Source organism: Mitsuaria sp. BK041, from assembly GCF_014193085.1.
GTDB lineage: Bacteria > Pseudomonadota > Gammaproteobacteria > Burkholderiales > Burkholderiaceae_C > Roseateles.
In genome coordinates this window covers 317,556-331,172 of the sequence record NZ_JACHYT010000002.1, presented here as the reverse complement: position 1 = coordinate 331,172, position 13,617 = coordinate 317,556, and the positions used below count along the sequence as shown (strand labels likewise).

Sequence of the window (13,617 nt, the reverse complement as noted above, 5' to 3'; positions counted from 1 at the left end):
CGGTCGGCGTATCGATCGATGTGACACGCAGGTGGCAAGACCTGTCCCCGCGCCCCGGCCCCGGCGATCCATGACTTCCGCCCACCCGTCCCGGAAGACAGGGGTCCCGAACGGCACGGGGCCCGCCACGCCTCACGGCGCGCGGGCCCCGCGACCACGACCCGGCGGGCCGCGGCGGACCTGCCGGTCACCAGACCTTGATCGGATCCGCGGCGACCATCGCATCGCCCGGCTTGCAGTCGAAGGCCTTGGCGAACTCCGGCATGTTGGACATCGGCGCGAGCACGCGGTACTTGCCCGGCGAATGCGGATCGGTGCGCAGCTGGTTCAGCAGCGCGGCTTCGCGCGACTTGTTGCGCCACACCAGCGCGTTGGACAGGAAGAAGCGCTGCTCGGGCGTGAAGCCGTCGATCTTGTCGGTCTTGCCGCTGCGACGCAGCGCGTTCTGCAGCGCGTCGAAGGCGATCGGCATGCCGGCCATGTCGGAGATGTTCTCGCCCAGCGTCAGCCGCCCGTTGATTGGCGTGCCCTTCACCGGCTCGTAGCGACCGTAGAGCGCCACCACCCGGTCCGCGAGCGCCTGGTAGTGCTCCGCGTCCGAGGCGGTCCACCAGTCCCGCAGGCTGCCGATGCTGTCGAACTGGCGGCCGCGATCGTCGAAGTGGTGGACGATCTCGTGGCCGATCACCATGCCGATGCCGCCGTAGTTCACCGCGTCGTCGGCCTTGGCGTCGAAGAAGGGCGGCTGCAGGATGCCGGCCGGGAAGGTGATCTCGTTGAGGCCGCCCGCCTGCGCGTTGACGATGTGGGGCGACATCGTCCAGCGGGTGCGGTCGCTCGGGCGGTCCAGGTCCTTGATCTGCTCGCCGTGGAACCAGGCCGCCGCGCGCAGCTGGTTGCCGGCGAAGTCCTTCGGATCCAGCGCCAGGCCCTCGAACCGGGGCCAGGTCGGCGGCGCGCCGATCTTGGGCTGCATCGCCTCGAGTTTCTCCAGCGCCTTGAGCTTGGTTTCCGGGCTCATCCAGCTCAGGTTCTGGATCCGCGTCTTCATCGCCGCCTTCACGTCGCCGATCAGCAGCGTCGCGCGGCGCTGCGCCTCGGGCGAGAAGGCCTTGGACACGAACAGCTCGCCCAGCGCCAGCCCGAGCGGGCTGCCGCCGGTGCGGCCGCCGATCATCAGGATGACCTCCTCGTCGCGCGGCGCGTGCTGCTCGAGCCCGTTGATGGCGACGCCGCGGTAGTCGAAATCGGCGTCCGCGAAGGCCTGGGGCAGGCGCGCGGCGCTGTTCTCGAGCACCCGCACCCGCAGGTAGGTCTGCCAGGTCGCCAGCGGGATGTGCTCGGCCATCAGCGCGACGCGGGTCATGAAGGTCGGCTGTGCCACGATCAGGCGCTCCACGCCGCCGGCGCGGGTGTCGCTGCGGGTCAGCGCCTTCAGGTAGGCCTCCCAGGCCAGGCCTGGCGCCTTCTCGGCCAGCTCCGGCGTCGTCATCGGGTTGTAGACCTTGAGCGGATCGCGCAGCTGCGCCCGCGGCACCGTGGCCTCAGCCAGCTGGGACTCGAAGCCCATCAGCGCGTCCAGCACCGCCGGCGTCGCCTCGAAGCCGGCCGAGGCCAGCAGCCGCTGCGCATACAGCCGGTAGGCGGCGCGCAGCTTCTTGGCGATGTCGGTGTCCTTGAAGTAGTCGTCGCGGTCGGGCAGGCCCAGGCCCGCCTGGCCCAGCGTCAGCACGTTGACCCGGGTGTTCTTGACGTCCGCCCGGACGAAGCTGCCCACCGGCGCGGCGATGCCGACGCGGCCCAGCTGCGCCAGCAGGTAGGGCAGGTCCTGCGCCGACTTCATCGACGCGATGCGGTCCAGCAGCGGCTTCACCGGTTTCAGGCCTTGGGCCTCGATCGCGGCCAGGTCCATGCCGCTGGCGTAATAGGCGGCGACCTGCTTCAGGCCCGGCGTCTTCTGCAGCGCCGGCTGGGCGACCAGTTCCGCGAGCGCCTGGCTCAGCAGCCGGTCGTTGGCCACGCGCAGCGCGTCGAAGCTGCCGATGCGGGTGCGGTTGGCCGGCAGCTCGGTGCGGTCGATCCAGGGGCCGTTCACGTAGTCATAGAAATCGGCGCAGGGCGAGACCTCGGTGGAGAAGCTTGCGACGTCGAGCGCGCGGGCCGGCAGGGCGCTCAAGGCCAGGGCGGCACCGGCTGCGACGGCGATCAGGCGTAGAGGAAACATGGTTATTTGTCACCAATGTGTGGCGAAAACGACAAGCCGCACAGGCTAAACGAGCCCCTTTTGCCCCGCCATCGGCGCCGTCCCGCGGATGGCTTCCGGCACCCCGGGCACGCCGTTCGCGCAGCCTCGCAAACTGCGCGCAAACCTTACGAATCAGGGCTTTAGCCGTAAGAAAGGGGCGATTGGCGGATCAAAGTGAGCATTTCGACACAAAACGGTTATAGGGGTATTCCTTCCTGTTAACTGTTGCAGGGGGGGCGGTTGTCGCCCGATCAGCTTCCTACACTGCGCCGCACACCGCTCGGATTGGGCCGATCGGCGTGCCCCGCCAGAGGTGCCAACGCGCCAGGGCGTCGGGCTTGGCGGACGTCGGGGAACCTGGCGTCGTTGGAAAACTCTGGAGATGACAAGCATGTTGCGATTGAACAAGCTCAGCTGCGCGCTGGCTCTGGGTCTCGTCACGATGGGCGCGGCCCAGGCGGGCGTGTCGTCGGTGGATGTGGACAAGGCCCCGCGGGAACTGAGCAGCCAGACCGACCGGCTGATCGTGAAATACAAGGACGGCAGCACCGTCGTGCAAGGGCGCCTGGGCGCCGCCGTCCAGGCGCAGCCGCTGGCCAGCGACGCCATCGGCGCCCGCACCGAGCGCCTGCAGCAGCTGGCCGCGCCGCTGGGCACCCGGCTGTCGCTGGTGCGTCAGATGGGCACCGGCGCCCACGTGTTCCGGCTGGACCGCCGGATGAGCATCGAGCAGCTCCGTGAACTGGGCGAGCGCATCAAGGCGCAGGACGCCAACGTCGAGTACGTCGAGCCCGACCGCAAGATGTACGCGATGTTCACGCCCAACGACACGAGCTACAACTCGCAGTGGGACCTGTTCGACAGCGTCGGCGGCATCCGCGCCCCGGCCGCCTGGGACCAGGCCACCGGCACCGGCGTCGTGGTGGCGGTCATCGACACCGGCTACCGGCCGCATGCGGACCTGTCCGGCCAGATCGTCGCGGGCTACGACATGATCTCGGACACCGCCGTCTCGGTGGACGGCAACGGCCGCGACAACGACCCCAGCGACCCCGGCGACTACAGCGCCGCCAACGAGTGCCAGGCCGGCGATCCGGCCTCGACCTCGAGCTGGCACGGCACCCATGTGGCCGGCACGATCGCGGCCAAGACCAACAACGCGCTGGGCGTGGCGGGCATCGCCTTCAACGCCAAGGTCCAGCCGGTCCGTGTGCTGGGCAAGTGCGGCGGCTACACCTCCGACATCGCCGACGGCATCACCTGGGCCTCGGGCGGCAGCGTGTCCGGCCTGCCGGCCAACGCGACGCCGGCCAAGGTGCTGAACCTGTCGCTGGGCGGCGGCGGCGCCTGCGGCACCACCACCCAGACGGCCATCAACGGCGCCCGCTCGCGCGGCGCGAGCGTGATCGTCGCGGCGGGCAACGAGAACCAGAACGCCTCCAACTCCAATCCGGCGAACTGCTCCGGCGTGGTGGCGGTGGCGGCCACCGACCGCTACGGCGCCCGCGCGTACTACTCGAACTACGGCTCGATCGTGGCGCTGGCGGCCCCCGGCGGCGACGTGCGCTCCAGCGCCAGCAACGGCATCCTGTCGACGCTGAACGCCGGCACCAGCACGCCGGGCGCGGACAGCTACGCGTACTACCAGGGCACCTCGATGGCCACGCCGCACGTGGCCGGCGTCGCGGCGCTGATGTACAGCGCCAAGCCCACGGCCACGCCGGACGAGATCACGGCCGCGCTCAAGAGCAGCGCCCGCGCCTTCCCGGGCACCTGCAGCCAGTGCGGCAGCGGCCTGCTGGACGCCAACGCGGCGGTCACCGCGATCAAGGGCGGCGGTGGTGGCGGCGGCACGGTCGCCGAGGTCGAGCCCAACGACAGCCGCACCGCGCCGCAGACGATCAGCGCCCCGGCCACGGTGACCGGCAGCCTGTCGACCTCCGACACCAATGACTACTTCAAGATCACGCTCCCGGCCGGCAAGACCCTGAGCGCGACCTTGACGCCGGCCAGCGGCAAGGACTTCGACCTGTACCTGCAAAGCAGCACCGGCACGCAGCTCCGTGCCAGCGAGAACGCCGCCGGCGCGGTCGACAGCTTCACCTACACGAACAGCGGATCGACCTCGATCACCGTGTACGTGCGGGTCCTCTACTACTCGGGCACCAGCGGGACCTACTCGCTGGGCCTGGGCTGGTAAGGAGCCGCCAACCAGGTTTGCCACTCTCCTCGTTTGGTAAGCCGGGTGCCTCGGGCCCGAACGGGGCTCCCGTTGAATCCCGCCGGTGCAAGCCGGCGGGATTTTTTTCATTCCCCCGGCGGGGAGGAGGGGCGGCCGCTCCCCCGGAAGGGGCCGCTACACTGCGGGGCTTGACCTCCCGCGCGCTCGCCGCGCCGCACCGCGCTTTCCCTATGGCCGGCCTCGACTCCACCACCCCGCTCCCCACCGACATCGTCGTGCACCAGCAGTCCAAGGTGCTGGAACTCGCCTTCAGCGACGGCGCGCGCTTCCGCATCCCGTTCGAGCTGATGCGGGTGTACAGCCCGTCGGCGGAGGTCCAGGGCCACGGGGCCGGCCAGGAGACGCTGCAGACCGGCAAGCGCGAGGTGTCCATCGTCGCGGTGCAGCAGGTGGGCCATTACGCGCTGCAGCCGCTGTTCTCCGACGGCCATGAGAGCGGCCTGTTCACCTGGGCCTATCTCTATGAGTTGGGTCGCGACCAGGACCGCCTGATGCGCGAATACGAAGACAAGCTGGCCGCCGCGGGCCTGGACCGTGACGCGCCGATGCCGGCGAAGGCGGCCGGTGGCCATTCGCATGGCGGCGGCGCTTGCGCCAGCCATTGACCGGCGTCGACGACCGGCCGACCGCCTTGCCGGCATCGCCCCGACGCCCCCCATTCAGCAGGACATCCCCATGAGCTCCACCCATTTCGGCTTCGAGACCGTCGACGAGACCGCCAAGGCCCGGCGCGTGCGCGGCGTCTTCGACTCGGTCGCTTCGCGCTACGACGTCATGAACGACCTGATGTCGATGGGCCTGCACCGCGCCTGGAAGCGCTACACGCTGGCCGTGGCCAACCTCAAGCCGGGCGACCGCGTGCTGGACATCGCCGGCGGCACAGGCGACATGGCGCGGCTGTTCGCGAAGAAGGTCGGCGAGCGTGGCATGGTCGTGCACACCGACATCAACGAGGCGATGCTGCGCACCGGCCGCGAGCGCCTGATCGACGAGGGCCTGGTGCTGCCCACCAACCTCTGCGACGCCGAGGCGCTGCCCTACAAGGACGGCTCCTTCGACCTGGTCTGCGTGGCCTTCGGCCTGCGCAACATGACCCACAAGGACAAGGCGCTGGCCGAGATGAACCGCGTGCTGCGGCCCGGCGGCCGGCTGCTGGTGCTGGAGTTCTCGCAGGTGGCCGAGCCGCTGCGCAAGCCTTACGACTGGTACTCCTTCAAGGTGCTGCCGCGCATCGGGTCGCTGATCGCCGGCGACGCGGACAGCTACCGCTACCTGGCCGAGTCCATCCGCATGCACCCACCACAGGCCGAGCTCAAGGCGCTGATGAAGAGCGTCGGTTTCGGCCATGTCGACGTGCACAACCTGACCGGGGGCGTCGTGGCCCTGCATGCCGGCATCAAGTGCTGACCTGGCCTGGCCCGGCGCTGCGGCGCCATCGCCATCGCCATGAAGAGGGCCCCAATAGGGGCCCTTTGCTTTTGGGCTGCCGCCCTGGGGGCGCCGAGCAGCGCGGGCGTCAGCAGGGCGACTTCCACTCCCTCAATTCGGTGGCGAGGATGGGATGTCCGTCCTCCTCCGCGCGGCGGGCGAGCTCGTCGACGTTGCGGTCGTTGACGTATTCATGACCGACGCCCTTCACGAGCTGGCCGTAGACGCTGTCGAGGTCGTCGGCATCGATTTCGGCATCGGTGGTGGGAAAGGGCGGCACGTCGGCCGGCAGTTCGGGCCGGAGTTGCTGCGTCGATCGGGAGGGCGAGTGGGAAGCGGCCATCGGAGTGCTCCTTGAGTCCAAGAGGTCGTGGAAGGGGAGGTCGTGCGGAATGGCAAGCCGCCGTCATTTCGGGCGGACGGCCTTGCGATTGGAACGGGGCAGCTTTCCCTCCCGCAACTGCTTGACCGCGTCGCCGACGAGGTCGGCCACCAGCCGGACCTCGCGCTGCAGGGCCTCGTCGCGGTCCAGCGCCTCGTGGCTGTCGTAGTAGGGCGCGTAGTAGCCGAGGTAGCGGTCCAGCCGGGACAGGTCGCCGGCGTCCACCAGGCCCATCCAGTCGAGCCAGTCGCCCAGGTTGCGGCGCTGCGCCTCGACGCCGGCCACGTCGCCGTGGACGACCAGGCCGTAGACCCGGCCCTCGAGGTGCTTCGGGTAGTGCCAGCCGCGGGCCTCGATCGCCTTGGCCTCCTCGACACGCTTGCCGTGGGTGGAGGTCGGGTCCGGGTTGCCGCCATCGGCGCAGACCAGGCGGTCGATCATCAGCTTCAGCGCGCTGGGTGACTGATACCAATAGGTGGGGGTGAAGAGGATCACCCCATGGGCGGAGACCCAGCGCTCGTAGATCTCGTTCATCCAGTCGTTGGACTGGCCCAGCGCATGGTTCGGATAACAGCTGCAGGGCCAGTGGCACAGCGGCATCGCAGTGGAGACGCAGCCCTTGCAGGGATGGATCTCGCGCCCGTATTCCGACGTCATCAGGCTGAGGTCCAGCACGTCGACGATGAGGTCGCGGCGGCCGAGCTGTTCCTTCGCGAGCTGCGTCAGGCGCCAGGTCTTGGACATCTCGCCGGGGCAGGAGCCGTCGTTGCGGTCGCTGCCGCAGACCAGCAGCACCCGCGAGCGGGTGGCGGGGTCGGCCCAGCGCTGCTGGGCCTGCTTCAGCCGTTGGTGGGTGTCCAGCCACTCGACCGAGGCCTCGTAGTCCGGATCCTGGAAGCCGTTGCCGGCGCGCCGGGTGATCGGCGCCTTGCGGCCTTCCTTCATCGCCTGCCAGGCGATCGTCTCCAGTCGCGCGATGGCCTCATGCTCGACGCGGTAGGCCGGATCCATGAACCGCCGCATGAAGCGCTCGTGGAATTGCTCGCGGGTCAATTCCGCCGGCTGCTGGCCTTTGCGGATCTCGGTCATCGACGGTCCTGGAGTGACGATGCGCCCAGTATTCGAGGCCCGGCGCCGACCGCTCGTCGGACGAGCACGGGTTGTCAGGCGGGCCTCGTCCTACGCGTTGCCCACCTTGGGGCGAGTTGCACCGCCCCCCGGACAAGGCCGCGTGACCCGCACCGCGACCGTGCGGATACCCCCTCGAATGCGGGGTGCGGCATTCCCTCCTCCGGGCTTCCCCGCAACCTGCTTGTCACCAAGCGACCCTACGCTCCGCCCGTTCCATTGCTGCGCCAAGTCAAGCGCACAAGCTCACAGATTTGCTGACAAAGTTTTGCCGTAAACGTTTGCGCAAACATTTGTTTTAACTATTGACGTCGAGGGTCGCCATGCATCTGAAATCCATCCTGCTCGCCGCCGGGCTGTTGCTTGCCGGGGCGGCCCAGGCCGACACCGTCGCGCTGTGGGGCTTCAATCCCGACCGCACCGGCACGCCGACCACCAAGCCGACCTACACCGACCATGGCGGCGCGTTCTTCGGCACGGTGGGCAACGTCACCACCACCTTCGCCAGCCAGTCGGGCTCGTCCGACACCACCGCGAACAGCTCCGCGCTGAACACCTCGGGCTACGCGGCGCAGGGCACCGGCGACCGCACGACCGGCGTGCAGTTCTCGGTCGACACCTCCGGCTTCCAGGACATCGTGCTGACCTTCGACCAGCGCAACAGCGGCACCGCGTCCGCCTGGACGGCGTTGCGCTACACCATCGACGGCGAGAACTGGGTCGAGGCGACCACCTTCCGCATGGTGCGCGACAGCGTCTTCGTGAAGGGCCTGGGTTTCGACTTCTCCGACATCGCCGGCGTCGACGACAACGCCAACTTCGCGGTGCAGCTGGTCAGCATGTTCGCGCCCAATACGCAGGCCTATGCCGGCACCAGCAACAACTACGGCACCGCCGGGACCATCCGCTACGACATGGTCCAGTTCGCCGGCTCGCTGATCCCCGAAGTCGTGCCGGAAGTTCCGGAGCCCGCCTCGATCGCGCTGACCCTGGCCGCCCTGGGCGCGATGGGCGCCGTGGTCCGCCGCCGCAAGCAAGCCTGAACAAGACCAAGGAGCCTTCCCCATGAGAGTCCGTGCCCTGATTGCCCTGACCGGTCGCGCCGCGCTGCGCGTCACCACGCTGAGCGCGATGGCCGTCGTGCTGACCGCCTGCGGCGGCGGCCTCAACGGCGGCGACAAGTCGTCCGCGCAGCCGCAAGCGGCGGCGCCGGACGACCGTGCGACCGCGCAGGTCGCCGATCCGGCGGCCAAGTACCCCGACCACCACGAGTTCGACGCCGCCCTCGACGTGCCCTTCACCGGCGCCGAGGCCACCGGCGCGCGCGCCTTCAAGGTCCACCTGGACTACGTCGGCGCACCCGCGGGCACGCTGCTGGCCTATCGCGTCGAGCTGCGCGCCCCGGGCGGCGCGCTCGTCAAGCGCTGGAGCGGTGTCGAGTCCTATGCCGGCGACGTGCGCACGGTCACGCTGGACTGGGCCGGCCGCGGCGACGCCAGCCTGGCCGATGGCGTCTACACCGCGACGCTGACCGCGCTCAGCGCCAAGGCGGGCACGGCGCTGAAGGCCAGCGGCGCGGACGCGCAGTTCGCCGAGATCCTGGCCGCGCAGCAGTCGGGCGACAGCCACGGCCATGCGGTCGAGCAGAGCTGGAACTTCGCCGTCGGCAAGCCGGTCAAGGTCGCGATGGGCACGCTGCGTCCGCTGGCGATGGGCGCCACCGGCGAGGCCGACCAGCGCGTGCGCGCACAGTCGGCGGCGGTGGGCGCGGGCTCCTGGCCCTACACCATCTACTACGGCAGCTTCCACGGCCAGACCAACGACTCCGACGGCGGTGGCGCGATCGGCAGCTGCAACTCGTCGCAGCCGGCGCAAAGCGGCGCCTACGGCCCCGACGTCGCCTTCCCGTATGCGAAGGACGCCGGGCTGGACATCTTCGCCAACACCGACCACAACCACTACTACGACGGCTCGTCCAGCACCAACACCAGCGGCAGCGCCACCGCGGCCAAGGCGCGCTACCAGCGCGGCCTGCAGATCGCGGCGGATGTCACCGCGGCCAACCCCGGCTTCCTGGCGATGTACGGCATGGAGTGGGGCGTCATCAGCAACGGCGGCCACCTGAACATCTTCAACAGCAACGAGCTGTTCTCGTGGGAATACAACGCGCAGAACGAGCTCTTCGGCGATCGCTACATCGCCAAGAACGACTACGCGACGCTGTACTCGGTGATGCGCGCGCAGGGCCTGGTGGGGCAGTTCAACCATCCGGACTCGAGCGGCCAGTTCATCATCAACGGCACCGACATGGCCTACAGCGCCGACGGTGACGAGGTGATGGTGATGGCGGAGGTGATGAACACCTCGGCCTTCTCGTCCAACACGACCGAGAGCGAGACCTCGCGCAGCTCCTACGAGGGCTCGTGGAAGAAGCTGCTGGAGCGCGGCTTCCACGTGGCGCCGGCGACCAACCAGGACAACCACTGCGCCAACTGGGGCAAGTCCTACACCAACCGGACCGCCGTGCTGATCCCGACCGGCACCGCGCTGAGCAAGGCCGCGCTGGTCGATGCGCTGAAGGCGCGCCGCGTCTTCGCGACGATGGACAAGCAGTCGCAGCTGATCTTCAGCGCCAACGGCCGGATCATGGGCGAGCGCTTCGACAACGCGGGCGCGCTGGCGCTCAACGTCGGCTTCTACAACCCGAGCGGCCGCACGGTGGTGTCGACCGAGATCTGGGAAGGCGTGCCGGGCCGCAACGGCACGGTCACGCTGCTGGGCAGCAACCCGACGGCGACCATCACGCCGGCCAACGGCAAGCACTTCTACTACGCCAAGGTCACGCAGGACGACGGCAAGGTGCTGTGGTCCGCGCCGATCTGGGTCAACCAGGGCGTCAGCGGCGGCGACACCACGCCGCCCTCGGTGACCGCGGCGGTGAACGGCACCACCGGCACGATCACCTTCTCCGCCACGGCGAGCGACAACGTCGGCGTGACGCAGGTCGAGTTCTGGCTGGACGGCGCGCTGCGCGAGGTCGACGCCACGGCGCCGTATTCGATCGCGGTCAACTCGACGCAGCTGACCAACGGCACGCACAGCCTGGTGGCCAAGGCCTACGACGCGGCGGGCAACACGACGACCTCCGCGCCGGTGAGCTTCAACGTCAACAACGTGGTCGACGCGGCGGACGAGGTGGAGCCCAACAACACGATCTCCGCGGCCAACGCGGTCGGCAGCCGCAACCAGCTGACCGGCTTCATCGGCAGCGCCAGCGACGTCGACTTCTTCAAGGTCACGCTGGCCGCGAACCAGCGGCTGCGCGTCGACATGACCGGGCCGACCTCGTCGAGCATCGATTACGACCTGTACGTGGTGAGGTCGACGGGCACGGGCCTGGCGCGCTCGGAGGCGGTGGGCAGCACCGAGTCGCTGACGTACCAGAACGGCACGAGCGCGCAGACGGTCTACATCAAGGTGATGTCGTACGCCGGCTCGAGCACCACGTCCCCGTACAAGCTGACCATCAGCTATCCCTGACGCCGCGACGGGCGCACCGCCCGCCTTCCCGCCTTGAAGAGAGCAGCCGCACGCAGCGCTGCTCTCTTTTTCTTTCTCCCTCTCCCGCTTGCGGGAGAGGGCAGGGGTGAGGGCCAGCGGCCGATGAAGTGCAGCCGCCTTTCCCTACTGCGCGCTGGTCGACTCCTCCACTTCCCACCCGCCGCCCAGCGCCAGGAACAGCTGGACCTGCTCGTCGATCAACGCGGCCTCGGACGCCGCCAGCGCCGCATCGCTCGCGGCCAGCGCGCGCTCCGCGTCCAACGCCTCCAGATAGCCGACCTTGCCGCCCTGGTACAGCCGCCGCGCCTGCCCCGCCACCGTCGCCGCCTCGTCGCGCGAAGCCTGCAGCGCCGCGCGCCGGTCCAGTTCTCGCGCGTACTGATTGAGCGCCGTCTCGGTCTCCCGCAACGCATTCAACACGACGCCATCGAATCTGGCCGCCGCCTGCCGCGTCCCCGCCTCGGCCTGCGCGATGCGCGCATCGGCGACGCCGTTGCTCGGCATCGTCCACGAGATCAGCGGCCCGAGGCTCCAGCTCAGCGTGTCGCTCCTGCCGAACCCGGCCAGCGTGCCTGCCGAGCCCGCCGACACGCCCAGCGTGATCTTCGGATACCGGTCCGCGATCGCCACGCCGATGCGCGCCGTCGCCGCATGCAGCTCCCGCTCGGCCTGGCGGATGTCGGGTCGCCGGCGCAGCAGCGCGGCGCCATCCCCGACCGGGATCGTGCCGGCGACGCGCGGCGCGAGGTGGCATTCGGCCAGCCCGCGCGGGAAGTCGGCCGGCAGCTCGCCGGTCAACGTGGCCAGCCGATACAGCGCCGACTGCCGCTGCGCCAGCAGCGGCGGCAACGCCGCCTGCAGCTGCTGGAGCTGGCTGCGCGCCCGCGCCGCGTCGATGTCGCCGACCCGACCCGCGCGCTGCAGCCGCTCGGTGACCGACACGGCCTCGCGCTGCAGGTCCACCGAGTGCCGCGCCGACGCCAGTCGCTGCCCCGTCGCGCAGGCCTCGGCATACGCGCGCGCCGTGCCGGCGGCCACGTTCACCTTGACGAGGTCCAGCGCCGCGGCGGCCGCTTCGGTGCTGGCGTGCGAGGACTCGATGGCGCGCCGGATCTGGCCGAAGAGATCGAGCTGGTACGACAGCCCGACGCCCGCGCTGTAGCGGAAGGTGTCTGGCGGCACGTAGTCCTTCTTCAGCATCGAGAGGCCCGACGGATGGCCGAAGCTGGGCCCGCCGTTGACGCTGATCGCGGGCCGCGCGCCGCCGCGCGCCTCGGACTCGAGGGCCTGGACCCGCTCGAGGTTGGCCGCTGCCTGTCGCAGGTCGGTGTTGCGCGCGAGCGCCTGCTCGACCAGCGCGTCGAGCGTCTGGTCGTGGAAGAGCCGCCACCAGTGCGGCGGCAGTGGCGCGTTGTCGAATGGCGCGGGCTTCGCTCCCGCCCCGCCGCCGTCCTGACCCTGACCCGGATCGGAGACCTCGCCGGCCCCGGCGGCCAGCGCGGCGCGTTGCTGCTCAAGGAAAGGCGCCGCTGCTGCGGGCTTCATGACGACGGCCTCCGCGGGCACCCGATAGTCCGGCCCCTTCGGCGCGGTCGAGCACGCCGCTAGCGCCGCCGCGGCCAGGATCACCAGCGCGTGCTTCATCGGACCGCTCACGATTTCGCTCCCCCAAGCACCTGCACCGTGACCGTCTGCCCGGCGACGAGCCGCTCGCCCTGCGGCAGCGGATCGAGCTTGACCCGCACCGGCACGCGCTGCGGCAGGCGCACCCAGTTGAAGGTCGGATTGACGCTGGGCAGCAGGTTCGCGCTGGTGCTGCGGTCGCGATCGGCGATGCCGGCCGAGAGGCTTTCCACGCGCCCCGTCAGCGCGCGGCTCGCGCCCATCGGCTTGACCTCGACGGCATCGCCGATGTGGATGCGCGCGAGCTTGGTTTCCTCGAAGTAGCCCTCGACGTAGAGCGAGTCCGCGTCGACGAGCGCCAGCACCGGGTGGCCGGCGCTGGCGTAGGCGCCCTGGCGCAGGTCGAAGTTGGTGATCGTGCCGGAGGAGGGCGCGCGGATCTCGGCGCGCGCGAGGTTGAGCCGCGCCGCGTCCACCGCGACCTCGGCCTGCGCGACGGCGGCGCGCGCCTGGTCGGCGCGGCTGCGCGTCTGCTCGCGCGATTCCTGCGAGACCAGGCTGCCCAGGCCGCTGTTGCGCTCGGCCTCGCGCAGCGACTGCGCGAGCGCGACCTTCTGTGCGGCGAGCTGCGCCTGCGCCTGGCGCAGCGCGAGCTCGTACCGCGCGCGGTCGACCTCGAACAGCAGCGCGCCGGCGGCGACGCGCTGGTTGTCCTGCACCGGCACGGCGGTCACGAGGCCGGAGACGTCCGGCGCGATCTGCACGACGTTGGCGCGCACGCGGCCGTCGCGGGTCCAGGGCTGGAGCTCGTAGCGGTCCCAGAGCTGCTGGGCCGCCCACAGCGCGCCGCCGACGGCGGCCAGCGTGACGGCCATCGAGATCACGCGTCGCAAGGGAAAGGAGGAAGGCTTCATGTCGTCGGGGTCGGCCAGGCCGGCATCGTTGATTGGGAAAGGCCACGCCGCGGTGAGGCGATGCGCGACAGGGCGGTTTCAGCGGAGTCCGGAC

General features: G+C 70.0%; 10 protein-coding genes. 5 read left to right on the top strand and 5 right to left on the bottom strand.

The features are described from left to right. Positions 1 to 187 precede the first annotated feature (187 nt). Positions 188 to 2,224 (bottom strand): M13 family metallopeptidase, encoded by a 2,037-nt coding sequence (locus FHT38_RS17345; protein ID WP_183492678.1) that lies wholly within the window; start codon positions 2,222 to 2,224, stop codon positions 188 to 190. Between the two features lie 412 nt (positions 2,225 to 2,636). On the opposite strand from FHT38_RS17345, the gene FHT38_RS17340 reads away from it, so the two are divergent. The 3 genes from FHT38_RS17340 (at position 2,637) to ubiE (ending at position 5,894) form a co-directional block, all read left to right on the top strand. Further along, positions 2,637 to 4,445 (top strand): S8 family peptidase, encoded by a 1,809-nt coding sequence (locus tag FHT38_RS17340; protein ID WP_183492677.1) that lies wholly within the window; start codon positions 2,637 to 2,639, stop codon positions 4,443 to 4,445. A gap of 212 nt (positions 4,446 to 4,657) precedes the next feature. Continuing rightward, a complete protein-coding gene (locus FHT38_RS17335) occupies positions 4,658 to 5,092 on the top strand; it encodes a gamma-butyrobetaine hydroxylase-like domain-containing protein (protein WP_183492676.1) in 435 nt (144 codons plus the stop codon). Positions 5,093 to 5,162: 70 nt separating this feature from the next. Then, on the top strand, positions 5,163 to 5,894 hold the full coding sequence (ubiE, locus tag FHT38_RS17330; RefSeq protein ID WP_183482032.1) for a bifunctional demethylmenaquinone methyltransferase/2-methoxy-6-polyprenyl-1,4-benzoquinol methylase UbiE: 732 nt from the start codon (positions 5,163 to 5,165) through the stop codon (positions 5,892 to 5,894). A gap of 109 nt (positions 5,895 to 6,003) precedes the next feature. On the opposite strand, the gene FHT38_RS17325 is transcribed toward ubiE, so the two are convergent. Together FHT38_RS17325 and FHT38_RS17320 are read right to left on the bottom strand one after the other, a co-directional pair. Next, positions 6,004 to 6,258, bottom strand: a complete 255-nt coding sequence (locus FHT38_RS17325; RefSeq protein WP_091726258.1) for a hypothetical protein — start codon at positions 6,256 to 6,258, stop codon at positions 6,004 to 6,006. Between the two features lie 63 nt (positions 6,259 to 6,321). Beyond that, entirely contained in the window at positions 6,322 to 7,386 is a 1,065-nt protein-coding gene (locus FHT38_RS17320) for a flavodoxin family protein (RefSeq protein ID WP_183492675.1), read from the bottom strand. Between the two features lie 362 nt (positions 7,387 to 7,748). Between FHT38_RS17320 and FHT38_RS17315 the strand changes: the two genes are divergently transcribed. Then, positions 7,749 to 8,468 carry a PEP-CTERM sorting domain-containing protein gene (locus FHT38_RS17315; RefSeq protein WP_183492674.1) on the top strand — a complete coding sequence of 240 codons (720 nt, stop codon included), beginning with the start codon at positions 7,749 to 7,751 and terminating at the stop codon, positions 8,466 to 8,468. A gap of 22 nt (positions 8,469 to 8,490) precedes the next feature. Next, positions 8,491 to 10,965 carry a CehA/McbA family metallohydrolase gene (locus tag FHT38_RS17310; RefSeq protein WP_183492673.1) on the top strand — a complete coding sequence of 825 codons (2,475 nt, stop codon included), beginning with the start codon at positions 8,491 to 8,493 and terminating at the stop codon, positions 10,963 to 10,965. A gap of 144 nt (positions 10,966 to 11,109) precedes the next feature. Here FHT38_RS17310 and FHT38_RS17305 read toward each other — a convergent pair whose 3' ends face one another. Both FHT38_RS17305 and FHT38_RS17300 read right to left on the bottom strand, forming a co-directional pair. Further along, complete coding sequence (locus FHT38_RS17305; RefSeq protein ID WP_183493579.1) at positions 11,110 to 12,630, bottom strand: TolC family protein; 1,521 nt, start codon at positions 12,628 to 12,630, stop codon at positions 11,110 to 11,112. 8 nt (positions 12,631 to 12,638) lie between these two features. After that, on the bottom strand, positions 12,639 to 13,523 hold the full coding sequence (locus tag FHT38_RS17300; protein WP_183492672.1) for an HlyD family secretion protein: 885 nt from the start codon (positions 13,521 to 13,523) through the stop codon (positions 12,639 to 12,641). Positions 13,524 to 13,617: the final 94 nt, after the last annotated feature.

Excerpts from the sequence above, each read along its gene's own strand:
- FHT38_RS17345 (WP_183492678.1), bottom strand. The coding sequence starts at position 2,224 with ATGTTTCCTCTACGCCTGATCGCCGTCGCAGCCGGTGCCGCCCTGGCC.
- FHT38_RS17340 (WP_183492677.1), top strand. The coding sequence starts at position 2,637 with ATGTTGCGATTGAACAAGCTCAGCTGCGCGCTGGCTCTGGGTCTCGTC.
- FHT38_RS17335 (WP_183492676.1), top strand. The coding sequence starts at position 4,658 with ATGGCCGGCCTCGACTCCACCACCCCGCTCCCCACCGACATCGTCGTG.
- ubiE (WP_183482032.1), top strand. The coding sequence starts at position 5,163 with ATGAGCTCCACCCATTTCGGCTTCGAGACCGTCGACGAGACCGCCAAG.
- FHT38_RS17325 (WP_091726258.1), bottom strand. The coding sequence starts at position 6,258 with ATGGCCGCTTCCCACTCGCCCTCCCGATCGACGCAGCAACTCCGGCCC.
- FHT38_RS17320 (WP_183492675.1), bottom strand. The coding sequence starts at position 7,386 with ATGACCGAGATCCGCAAAGGCCAGCAGCCGGCGGAATTGACCCGCGAG.
- FHT38_RS17315 (WP_183492674.1), top strand. The coding sequence starts at position 7,749 with ATGCATCTGAAATCCATCCTGCTCGCCGCCGGGCTGTTGCTTGCCGGG.
- FHT38_RS17310 (WP_183492673.1), top strand. The coding sequence starts at position 8,491 with ATGAGAGTCCGTGCCCTGATTGCCCTGACCGGTCGCGCCGCGCTGCGC.
- FHT38_RS17305 (WP_183493579.1), bottom strand. The coding sequence starts at position 12,630 with ATGAAGCACGCGCTGGTGATCCTGGCCGCGGCGGCGCTAGCGGCGTGC.
- FHT38_RS17300 (WP_183492672.1), bottom strand. The coding sequence starts at position 13,523 with ATGAAGCCTTCCTCCTTTCCCTTGCGACGCGTGATCTCGATGGCCGTC.